General features: G+C 61.3%; 8 protein-coding genes. 6 read left to right on the forward strand and 2 right to left on the reverse strand.

The genetic code is table 11. The features are described from left to right. Positions 1-8: 8 nt before the first annotated feature. Positions 9-1,823, reverse strand: coding sequence for a translation elongation factor 4 (lepA, locus tag IRI77_RS22440; RefSeq protein ID WP_194447245.1), 1,815 nt, complete (start codon positions 1,821-1,823; stop codon positions 9-11). 34 nt (positions 1,824-1,857) lie between these two features. Between lepA and ribH the strand changes: the two genes are divergently transcribed. Together ribH and nusB are read left to right on the forward strand one after the other, a co-directional pair. Continuing rightward, positions 1,858-2,337 (forward strand): 6,7-dimethyl-8-ribityllumazine synthase, encoded by a 480-nt coding sequence (gene ribH, locus IRI77_RS22445; RefSeq protein ID WP_194447246.1) that lies wholly within the window; start codon positions 1,858-1,860, stop codon positions 2,335-2,337. Positions 2,338-2,350: 13 nt separating this feature from the next. Continuing rightward, entirely contained in the window at positions 2,351-2,815 is a 465-nt protein-coding gene (gene nusB, locus IRI77_RS22450; protein WP_194447247.1) for a transcription antitermination factor NusB, read from the forward strand. Between the two features lie 82 nt (positions 2,816-2,897). On the opposite strand, the gene IRI77_RS22455 is transcribed toward nusB, so the two are convergent. Continuing rightward, the gene (locus IRI77_RS22455; RefSeq protein ID WP_194447248.1) at positions 2,898-6,578 is read right to left on the reverse strand and encodes a TonB-dependent receptor; all 3,681 of its coding nucleotides are present in this window, start codon (positions 6,576-6,578) and stop codon (positions 2,898-2,900) included. 320 nt (positions 6,579-6,898) lie between these two features. Between IRI77_RS22455 and IRI77_RS22460 the strand changes: the two genes are divergently transcribed. From IRI77_RS22460 to IRI77_RS22475, 4 genes are all read left to right on the forward strand, one after another. Then, positions 6,899-8,302, forward strand: coding sequence for a sodium:solute symporter family transporter (locus IRI77_RS22460; RefSeq protein ID WP_194447249.1), 1,404 nt, complete (start codon positions 6,899-6,901; stop codon positions 8,300-8,302). Positions 8,303-8,427: 125 nt separating this feature from the next. Beyond that, positions 8,428-9,303: an NHL repeat-containing protein gene (locus tag IRI77_RS22465; RefSeq protein ID WP_194447250.1), complete on the forward strand. Its 876-nt coding sequence runs from the start codon at positions 8,428-8,430 to the stop codon at positions 9,301-9,303. A gap of 36 nt (positions 9,304-9,339) precedes the next feature. Next, positions 9,340-10,068 carry an urea amidolyase associated protein UAAP1 gene (locus IRI77_RS22470; protein WP_194447251.1) on the forward strand — a complete coding sequence of 243 codons (729 nt, stop codon included), beginning with the start codon at positions 9,340-9,342 and terminating at the stop codon, positions 10,066-10,068. Next, the gene (locus tag IRI77_RS22475) at positions 10,065-10,724 is read left to right on the forward strand and encodes an urea amidolyase associated protein UAAP2 (protein ID WP_194447252.1); all 660 of its coding nucleotides are present in this window, start codon (positions 10,065-10,067) and stop codon (positions 10,722-10,724) included. Before IRI77_RS22470 ends, IRI77_RS22475 begins: the two co-directional genes overlap by 4 nt. Positions 10,725-10,726: the final 2 nt, after the last annotated feature.

Raw genomic sequence — 10,726 nt, forward strand, 5'->3', positions numbered from 1 at the left:
GGCGCAGCCTAGTCCTCGCTGCTGCCCTGGCTCACCTTCAACACCGACAGGAACGCCTCCTGCGGGATCTCGACGCGGCCTACGCGCTTCATCCGGCGCTTGCCTTCTTTTTGCTTCTCCAGCAGCTTCCGCTTGCGCGAGATGTCGCCGCCGTAGCACTTGGCAATCACGTTCTTGCGCAACGCCGCAATCGACTCGCGGGCTATGATCTTGGCCCCGATCGCCGCCTGCAGCGCCACTTCGAACTGCTGCCTCGGAATCAACTTCCGTAGCCGCTCGATCAGACCCTTGCCGCGCTCGTACGCAAAGTCCTTGTGCACGATAATCGACAGCGCGTCCACCGGGTCGCCCGCCACCAGCACGTCCATCTTGACCATCGGCGAAACGCGATGGCCCGACAAATGGTAGTCCAGCGAGGCGTACCCGCGCGAAGCAGACTTCAGCCGGTCGTAGAAATCGAGCACCACTTCGTTCAGCGGCATCTCGTAGACCAGCATCACGCGTCCGCCGCCGATGTGCTCGAACTTCTTCTGGTCGCCGCGCTTCTCTTCCAGCAGCTTCAGGATCTCGCCCAGGTACTCCTCCCGGGTGATCACCGTCGCGTCGATGATCGGCTCTTCGATCTTGATGATCTCGCTCGGATTCGGCCACTTGGTGGGGTTGTCTACTTCCAACACGTCGCCATTGCCCAAGGTGATCAGGTACCGCACACCCGGCGCCGTCGTGATCAGGTCGATCTGGAACTCCCGCTCCAGGCGTTCCTGCACAATCTCCAAATGTAGTAGACCCAGGAAGCCGCACCGGAACCCGAAACCCAGGGCCACCGAGTTCTCCGGCTCGAAATTGAACGCCGAATCGTTCAGCCGCAGCTTTTCCAGCGCATCCCGCAGCAACCCATGCTCGTGGCTCTCAATAGGATAGAGTCCGGCGAACACCATCGGCTTCATCTCTTCGAAGCCCGGCAGCGGTTCCGTAATCGGCCGTGCCGCCTCGTAGATCGTGTCGCCGATCTTCGCGTCCGACACCGTCTTGATGTTCGCGAACAGGAAGCCGACCTCGCCCGCGCTCAACTCGTCACAGGGCACCGGCTTCGGCGACTGGAACCCAAGCCCGTCTACTTCATATGTCGTTTCCGTCGTCCAAAGGCGGATCTTCTGGCCTTTGCGAACCTTGCCGTCGAGAATACGGGTCAGGATAATGACACCGCGGTACGGGTCAAACCACGAGTCGAAGATCAATGCCCTCAGCGGTTTGTCGGGGTCGCCCTTGGCATGGGGCACGCGCTTGACCACGGCCTCGCAGATCTCATGGATGCCGATGCCGCTCTTCGCGCTGGCCAGGACGGCCTCGCTCGCGTCCAGCCCGATTATATTTTCGATCTGCTCTTTGATCCGTTCCGGTTCCGCCGACGGCAGGTCGATCTTGTTGATAACAGGGATCAGTTCCAGATTATGGTGGATCGCCAAATAGGTGTTCGCCAGCGTCTGCGCCTCGACACCCTGGCTCGCATCCACCACCAGCAGCGCCCCTTCGCACGCCTGCAGGCTGCGCGAAACCTCATAGGTGAAGTCCACGTGGCCGGGCGTATCGATCAGGTTGAGCTGGTACAGATTGCCGTCGTCGGCGTGGTATTCCAATCGCACCGCATGAGCTTTGATCGTGATGCCGCGCTCACGCTCCAGATCCATGGAATCAAGGACTTGTTCTTTCATTTCGCGCTGCGAGAGCGCGCCGGTATATTCGAGCAACCGATCCGCCAAGGTCGACTTGCCATGGTCGATATGGGCGATGATCGAGAAGTTCCTGATGTAGGCGGGATCCATGCTGTAAACTGGGAGAGTCCCCTAATTATCCCATATGTCGCACAAGGTCTTTGAGGGCAACCTCGACGGGAAGGGCTTGAAATTCGCCCTGATCGTCAGCCGCTTTAACAGCTTCATCACGGAACGGTTGCTGAGCGGCGCTCTCGATGCCCTCAGCCGCGCCGGTGTCGCCCAGACCGATATCGAGATCGCCAAAGTGCCTGGTTCCTGGGAAATGCCTGTAGTCGCCGCCCAGATCGCCCGTCAGAAACGCCACGACGGCGTCATCTGCCTGGGTGCCGTCATTCGCGGAGAAACTCCACATTTTGACTATGTTGCGGGCGAAGCCGCCAAGGGCCTCGCGCACGTCTCGCTCGAAACCGGCATCCCGATCGCCTTCGGAGTCCTGACCACCAATACCCTCGAGCAGGCCATCGACCGCGCCGGGGCCAAGGGTGGCAACAAGGGCTTCGAGTCGGCCATGACCGCTATCGAGATGGCCAACCTCCTGAAGTCGCTCAGCTCGAAGGCTTAGCAGAACCGACAGAATGCCAGCAAGACGCAAATCGCGCCATCGTGCCGTTCAGGTTCTCTTCCTGTGGGACGTCCGCAAACTGCCGATCGACGACGCCATCCAGGCCTTCTACGACTCCCTCATTACCGCTGAAACCGAGGAAGAGACCGGTGAAGAGCCCGCGGAAGCGCCCGCCCACGACGCCTTCATGGAGAGCCTGGTCCGCGGAACCTCTGCAAATGTAGTAGAGCTGGATAGCTACATCGCCAAGCGCGCCGAAAACTGGCGGCTGGAACGCATGCCCATCGTCGACCGCAACCTGCTCCGCATGGCGGTCTACGAGATGAAGCACGTCGGCACTCCGCCCGCGGTCGTCATCGACGAAGCCCTGGAACTTGCCCGCCGCTACTCTGAGGAAGAGGCCGTCCCCTTCCTGAACGGAGTCCTCGACGCGGTCCGCAAAGTCCTCTTCCCGCCCAACTCCGCCGAAGCCAACTAGCCAGACAGTCCAGGTTTAAACGCAAAAAGGGCCGCCCCTGTGCGCCACGAACATCCGTGTGCAGGGGGACGGCCCTTGGAGTTTAGAACTCGTAACGCAGGGCGAACTGCATCACTCTGGCCTGGGTGGCCGTTGAGGTGAACTGGCCGAACGTTCCGGGACTCGACAGCGTCAGGGACAGTGACGAATCCGCAAAGTTCACGTTATTGAAAGCATTGAAGGCTTCGGCGCGGAACTGCACCGAGTGGCCTTCAAAGGGCAGATAGAACGTCTTGCCCAGGGAGAGGTCGAAGTTGGTGAGCGGCGCCCCACGGACAATATTGCGGGTGCCGACGCGGCCAGGAAACTGCCCGTAGAAGCTGTTCGTGGCCGTGGTGCTGGCGAAGATGCTGGGGGCGCCGTTCTGGTTGTATTGCACGCCCGTGGACGGCATCGTGGCTCCAGGCTTCAGGATCGCGATCGAGCCATTCAGGTAGTTGGTGGGGTAGACGCCGCCCACCGAGATGCTCAGCGGCATAGCGGTCCGGTACCGGCTCAACATCGAAGCCTGCCATCCACCGATGAATTGGTTGACCCAGCCCGGCGTGTCGTGGAACAGCAGCTTGCCCTTGCCGAACGGGAGCTCGACCACCGTGTTCGCCGTGATGTTGTGGCGGATATCGAAGTCCGACGAGGCGTAGGATTCCTTCGGATTGAAGGAGTTCTGGATCACCGCGCCGCCCGCGCCCGCTCCTGACTCGGCCGTCGACTGGATGTCGAAGGAGTGCGCCAGCGTGTAGTTGAAGTCAAAGCCCCAGCCCTTCGAAACCGGCCGCCGTACCACCAGGGTGCCGGCGTTGTAGCTGGAGTTGTTGGCATTCACCCAAACCCGCATACCCGCATTCTGCAGCGGGAAGAAGGTGTTGCAGCCCAGCACCGAGATACAGCTGCCGTCCGACTGCCGCTCGCGATCCATATCATTCAAAGCGTCCAGATCGCTGCCGGCGTAAGTGCCGTAGGTCGTGTAGAAGTAATTCGCCGTGGGGCTGCCCGCGAACTCATAGCCCGCGGCGCCGGGGAACATGTTCTCGAAGAACGGAACCTTTGGGATGATCCCGGGGTTGGCCTTCACTTGCGCCGGCGTAATGCCCTGTTCGTAATAGTTGCGCAACTGGCCCGCTGCCTGCGACCAGGTCTGGCCGGACTTCGGATCCTTGAACTCAGTCAGCGGCTGGAAGAAGTCCTGCTGCAAAAGGCCCTTGCGGGACATGCGGCCGACGTAGCCCACTTCCACCGTGATGTGCGCCTTCGTCTCCCGCGCGTAGCTCAGGTTGAGCAGGAACGAGTACGGAGCCACGAGGTGCGAGGCCACACCCGTGTTCGAATTGAACCCGCCCAGGATCGTCGGCGGCGTGTACGGGAAGCCGCTGTTGACCGGAGCCGAGGGCAGTGTCGGCAGGTTGCCACCCGTGTACCGCGCCGAGTCGCTGAAGTTGGTGTTGCGCGGCTGCGTGACCTGCGTCGCCAGACCCGGCGAACCGGACTGGTCGAAGTTCACTACCATGTCGCTGCCATACCGGTCATAGAGCATCGCCGCGCCGCCGCGGATCACACTACCCTTGCCGAACAGGCGGCCCCAGAAACTGTCGCTCACCGGAGCATAGGCGAAGCCGAAGCGCGGAGCCCAGTTGTTGTTGTCCCGGCCAAACCAGCCGCGGCCATTGTTCACCGGCCCGCCCAGCGCATAGGTCAGGGACGCGTTGGGCATCGTGGCGCCCGAAACACCCGCCATGGAAGCGCCAACGCGCTCAGCGAAATACTGCTCGAGATCGACAGTGGGTACCACCTGGACGCCGTTCTTCTCGTAAGGCACCTGGTAGCTGCCGTAGCGCAAGCCGTAGGTCAGCGTCAGGTCCTTGCGCACCTTCCACGAATCCTGGACGTAGAACTCATACTCCTTTGTGGCGAAGCTGCGCGAGATGGGATCGCCCACCGGAACCGCTTTGCCGTCACGCCCGAAGTTGTAGGTGACGCTGTACTGGTTCACCAGGCCCAGCAGCGCGCCCATGGCATTCGTCACCTGGGTGGCTTCGGAAAGGGCCAGCGAAGAGCTGCCATACTTCGTCCGGATGTAGCCGTTGATCGAATCCGTGATGTCGGAACCCAGGCCGCGCAGTGTGTTGCGGCTGAAGCTGTAGCTGGGGTACGACGTCGTGAACGAGTTGCGGTCGTTCTGGATGAAGCGGAAGTTGATGCCGTACTGTACCGTGTGGGTACCCTTCATCCAGGTGGTGTCATTGGCCAGGTTCTGCGTGGGGATGAAGCGGCCGAACCCGCGCGTGTAGTTCTGCAGTGTGGCCAGCGTGCCGAAGGTGATCGACGGACCCGGCGTACCCGACTGCGCAATACCCAGCCGCGTGTAGCCATAGCTCAGTACGTTCACAATCGTCGGCGAAATGACGGCGGTGTACCGCGCCGCGAGACCCTTCGAGTTGTCGAGGTTGCGTGCCGCGGCGTCCTGCCCGGGGAACTGGGCCAGCACCTGGTCACGTGAATTGTCCGCCAGCGTACCGCGCAGCATCAGCGTGTGCTTCGCGCTGCGGTCCAGGTTGAAGTCCATCTTGGAAACGAGCGCCCGGTCGTTCCGCGTCAGAGGAGCGTTGAACCGGAACAGCGAGAAGTTCAATCCGCGGTCGGCGCCGCCGGCCAGGTCGTTTCCAACCGGGTACTGCTTCATGATGTCGAGCATCGTCTGCGATGCGCCGAGACCCAGCGGATCGACACCCTTCAGTTCCTGCGGGTTCAACTCGCCAATCTGGCCGTTGTTCATGCGGAACCGCACGGTGCCGGCCTTCATCGTCTCTGTGGGCACTGCACGGCTCTGGGCCGTGGCCGACCGGTCTTTCCGCTCTTCCCAGTTGAAGAAGAAGAACGCGCGGTCCTTAATGATCTTGCCGCCGAAGGACGCGCCATAAAGATTGCGGATGAGGTTCTCACGAGGGATGCCGGCGCGATTGCTGAACCAGTCGTTAGCTGCCGTCTTCACATTGCGGTGAAACTCATACAGCGACCCGTGGTACTGGTTCGATCCACTCTTCGTCACCAGCGCCACCTGGCCGCCGGCGGAGCGGCCCTGGTCGGCGCCCTGTCCAGCAACCGTGACACGAAACTCCTGCACGGAATCCAGCGGCACCGGCAGCGCCGCGAAGAAGCCGCGATCATCGTTCGAAGTGCCGGCGCTTTGGTTGTCGTTGACGTCGACCCCATCGAGAGTGACGTTGTTCTGGTCGCGCTTGGCGCCCATCACGTTGCCCTGCGAAGTAACGCCAGGCTGCAGGCTCAGCAGTTCCACAACGTTTCTTGTTTGCAGCGGCAACTGCCGGATCTGCGTTTGCGTAAACGGGCTGCCGACCGTCGCGTTCTGCGTGTTCACCGATGCCGCATCTGCTTCGACACTCACCGTCTCGGTAACGAGACCCAACTCCATCTTGATATTCAGCGTGAGCGGGACGTTGATTTGCAGCTGTACCTGCTGCAGTTGTGTGCGAAAGCCGGGTGCCTGCGCCTCCACACGGTAGTTGCCGGGCGGTAGTTGCACAAAGGAATAAGTGCCTGAGTCGGTCGTCACCGTCTTGCGTGCGGCGGACGTTTCTGTGTTGGTGATATTGACGACGGCGTTGGGAACGGTGGCCCCTTGAGAATCACTGACAGTCCCCTGAACTGAGCTGGTTTGAGCGGCCAATGGCAGAAGCATGGCCGCGAGTAAGAGCAGCAATCGATACACGTGTACGTCCCCTATTTTTGATTCGAACGGAGTTGGCTTGGGCCCTTGACGGGAACACTTGGCTCTACAGGGAGAACACGAGCGGGGTATTTAGCTGGACGCCTTTGATGGACGAGTTGAATGACCCAGTTTCACAAAAGTTTGAGGTACTCGCGTTACAAAGTCAACAGGAAATGCGCTAGACTGAATCCACTTACCTGCAACGTCTGCGGGCACCCCCCGTCATCGGCCACTGGGCTCTGTCGTCTACGATCTCCAAAATCCAACATCGTAAGGACACCTCTGCCATGTCGGTCATGTTCTGGCCGGTCGTGATATTCATGGCCATTTCTCTGTGCATTGGGCTGTATACGTACACTCAGGTGCAAGGATCCAGCAAGCGTTATACGGTGTGCGGCAAATCGATGCCGTTTATCGTAGTAGGGACAGCGCTGGCCGCTCAGGCAATCGATGGCAACGCCACGCTGGGCAATGTCGCGCTGGCCTACTCCGGCAGCCTTTGGGCGGGGGCGGCAATCCCATTAGGCTTGGCTCTAAGCCTCTTCCTCGTGGGACGATTCCTGGCCGCGCCGCTCAACCAACTGGATCTCCTCACACTGCCCGAGTTCTTCTATCGCCGCTACTCCAAGCACGCTGAGTTGCTCGCCTCCATGCTCACGATCATCTGCTTTATCGTGCTGGTGGCCGGAAACCTGAGCGCCGTGGCGTGGATTCTTTCGGTGGTGAGCGGATGGGGCTATGGTGTTTGCCTGCTCATCGCCACTAGCGTGATCTTTCTCTACACCATCGCCGGCGGACTTTACGCCGCAATCTGGACCGATTTTTTCCAAATTCACGTGGCTATTATTGGCTTTGTGCTCGCCGCGGGTTACGTCCTCTGGACACAGGACTGGTCCGCGATCATGGCACGGGTCCCGGCGGCGACCACCAGCCTGACCGCGTTGACCACCGTGAAGGATGGCGGCCTGGCTAACTGGGCCACCATCATCTCGCTCGCCTTCGGCAACGCCATGGCTCTCGACTTCATGGAGCGCGTCTTCTCCGCTCGTACACCGGCAACCGCGCGTCGCGGATGCTACTACGCCGGCGGCTGGACCCTCGTGATCGGGCTGTGCTGCACGGTGTTGAGCCTGGCTGCCGTGGCCACCCTGGGCAAAGTGAGCGATCCCCGCATGGTGCTGCCCATGTTTGCCTCGGGTTACCTGCCCCTGGTCATCGGCATCATGGTCTTCGTCGGAGTTCTCGGCGCGTCGATGTCCACCGCGAATGGCGCGATGCTCGTCATCTCCGTGGTCGCCGCCAGAAACCTTTATCAGCGCTGGAGCCAACGGCGCCTCGACGACGAGTTCATGCTCTTCCTATCCCGTGCCCTGGCCCTGCCTACGGCCGTGGCCGCCGCCTGGATCGCCTATGTTCGTCCGGAACCCGGCATGCTGCTCGTCATCGCGTTCGACATCGTCTTCGCCGGCTGCGTGATCCCCTTGTTCTTCGGCGTCTACTGGAGCAAAGCCAACTCCAATGGTGCAATCGCCAGCATCCTCTCAGGCACTCTGGCCCGCGCCATCTGCCACTTCGCGATGCCGCCCCAGCTCGCAGGCCTCGACACCCTGCTGCCGCCGGTCATCAGCCTGGTCGTGTTTATGACGGTCTGCCTGGCTACACAAGGAGCCCCAGCAACGGCTCGGGTGCTCGATGAATCGTTCGGTGAGGCCCTGGAGGGGTAATGAAGCTCGCGAGTCTTTTTCTGGCCTGTGGTCTGCTCATGGGCCAATCTGCGCCGCCCGAAGCCGCCCCTAAAAAGAGGCCCTCTCGTCCGGCCCGGCCAGGCATCAAAGAGGTCCAGAAACCGATGACGGAGGTCGCGCCGCAGGCCGTATTCCCGGTTCCCGGCGTGCCCGACTGGACCACCGCTTCACCCGATGGGATCTGGGTCTCCAACAAACCCAAGAACTCCATCTCCAAGCTGAATGCGAAGACCAATGCCGTCGAGGGCACCGTCGAAGTGGGCCAGAAACCATGCAGCGGCATCGCTTATGGCTTCAAGAGCGTATGGGCTCCCAACTGCGGCGACAAGACGGTCTCCCGGGTCGACGACAAAACCCTGAAAGTCGTGGCAACGATTCCCGTCGGCCCCGCCGATAGCGAGGGCGGCATCGCCTGCTCAAAGGAAGCCGTCTGGATGCCCACCGGCGAAAAAGGGGATACGGTCGCCCGCATCGATCCCAAGAAGAATGCCGTAACCGCCAGGGTCAGCGTACCGGAAGGCTCCTACACAGCCGACTTCGGAGAGGGCGCTGTCTGGGTCACCTCCACCAAAGGCAACCTCGTTTCCCGCATCGACCCGAAGACCAACAAGGTCACCGATTCCATTCCCGTCGGCCCCGCGCCCCGCTTTCTCACGGTGGGCGAAGGCTTCGTCTGGACCCTGAATCAGGGCGACGGCACCGTCTCCAAGATCGACCCCAAGACCCGCAAGACCGTCGCCACCATTCCCGTCGGCATCCCCGGCGGCGGTGGTGAGATCTCAGCCGGTGGCGGAGCCGTCTGGGTAACCGTCTTCCAGATCCCCATCTCCCGCATCGATCCCGTAACCAACAAAGTATCGAGCCAGTATGCAGGCGCGGGCGGCGATGCCATTCTCTTCGCCCACGGCTCCGTGTGGCTCTCCAATCTGCGCGAGCAGAACATCTGGCGGCTGGAACTTTCGAAGATCGGAGGCAAGTGACAGCAATCCTGGTGGTTGTGTAGTCGAATAGGATTCATGATGCAATCGATTCTCTGGGAAGAGGAGTTGCGCGGCGGGCAGACCTGGTCGTACGTCCTGAAACGCGGCACCGCTTTACGATTGACCGATGTGGACGGCGGCGCCAACGTCAGCGCACTGTTCTACAACGCGGACTTTCCGGAAGAGCGCTACAACATGCCCGATACGCTGAAGGCCCAGCATATCGCGCGGCTCACTGAAGGCTTCGTCCTCTACTCCGACATGGGCCACATCCTGTGCTCCATCACCTCGGACAGCGTGGGCTGGCACGATCCCATCGGCGGCACGCTCAACGCCGCCATCGTCCACGCCAAGTACGGCGACAAAGACTATCAGCGCCACCGCAACGAATGGACACAGAGCAGCCGCGAAAGCCTGCTGCTCGAACTCGCGAAATACTCACTCGGACCGCGCGACCTCACACCCACCGTGAACTTCTTCAGCAAAGTGCAGGTTGACGCCGACGGCTCCATGCACTACGTACCGGGCAATTCCAAGCCCGGCTCGCAAGTGGAACTGCGCGCCGAGATGAACGTTCTCGTGCTGCTCTCCGCCAATCATCACCCCATGGAACCAGGCGCCGTCTACGCGCCGAAGTCCATTCACCTCGCAGTGGGCCAGGCCGCGCCCGTAGCCGCCGATGATGCGTGCCGCGTATCCCGGCCAGAGAACGGCCGCGGCTTCACTCTCACCGAACGCTACTTTGGCAGTGAGGCACGCGCATGAGCCTCATCGAAAGCACACTCCAGCCCGTCGACGCCATCCTCGACGTGACCATCCCTGCCGGCGACGGCTGGATCCATGAAGTGAAGAAGGGCCAGACCTTCCGCATCGTCGACCTGGAAGGCAATCAGGCCGTCGACACCTTCTTCTTCGACGCCCACGACTACACCGACCGCTACTCCGCCGTCGACACCATCTGCGCCCAGGGCAATATCTACCTCAGCACCGGCACCCGCCTGCTCACTCAGAACGGGCACGCGCTGATGACCATCACCGCCGACACCTGCGGCCGCCACGATACACTCGGCGGCGCGTGTTCGCAGGAGTCGAACATGGTCCGCTACGACATAGGCAAACGCTACATGCATGCCTGCCGGCAGACGTTCCTCAAGCAGATCCTCAAATGGAAGCCCGACCTGAACGGCCGCATCCTGGAGAAGCGCGACATCGGCCACAACGTGAACTTCTTCATGAACGTGCCGGTCACGCCCGAAGGCCGCCTCACGTTTGAAGACGGCATCTCCTACCCGGGCAAGTACGTCGAAATGCACGCCGACCGCGACACCCTCGTCGTCATCTCCAACTGCCCGCAACTCAACAATCCATGCAACGCGTACAATCCCACACCGGCACGCGTTCTCATCTGGGAGGCAGAGTAGAG

Origin of the sequence: Paludibaculum fermentans (assembly GCF_015277775.1) — a bacterium.
GTDB lineage: Bacteria > Acidobacteriota > Terriglobia > Bryobacterales > Bryobacteraceae > Paludibaculum > Paludibaculum fermentans.

Excerpts from the sequence above, each read along its gene's own strand:
- IRI77_RS22475 (WP_194447252.1), top strand. The coding sequence starts at position 10,065 with ATGAGCCTCATCGAAAGCACACTCCAGCCCGTCGACGCCATCCTCGAC.
- IRI77_RS22460 (WP_194447249.1), top strand. The coding sequence starts at position 6,899 with ATGGCCATTTCTCTGTGCATTGGGCTGTATACGTACACTCAGGTGCAA.
- lepA (WP_194447245.1), bottom strand. The coding sequence starts at position 1,823 with ATGGATCCCGCCTACATCAGGAACTTCTCGATCATCGCCCATATCGAC.
- ribH (WP_194447246.1), top strand. The coding sequence starts at position 1,858 with ATGTCGCACAAGGTCTTTGAGGGCAACCTCGACGGGAAGGGCTTGAAA.
- IRI77_RS22465 (WP_194447250.1), top strand. The coding sequence starts at position 8,428 with ATGACGGAGGTCGCGCCGCAGGCCGTATTCCCGGTTCCCGGCGTGCCC.
- nusB (WP_194447247.1), top strand. The coding sequence starts at position 2,351 with ATGCCAGCAAGACGCAAATCGCGCCATCGTGCCGTTCAGGTTCTCTTC.
- IRI77_RS22470 (WP_194447251.1), top strand. The coding sequence starts at position 9,340 with ATGATGCAATCGATTCTCTGGGAAGAGGAGTTGCGCGGCGGGCAGACC.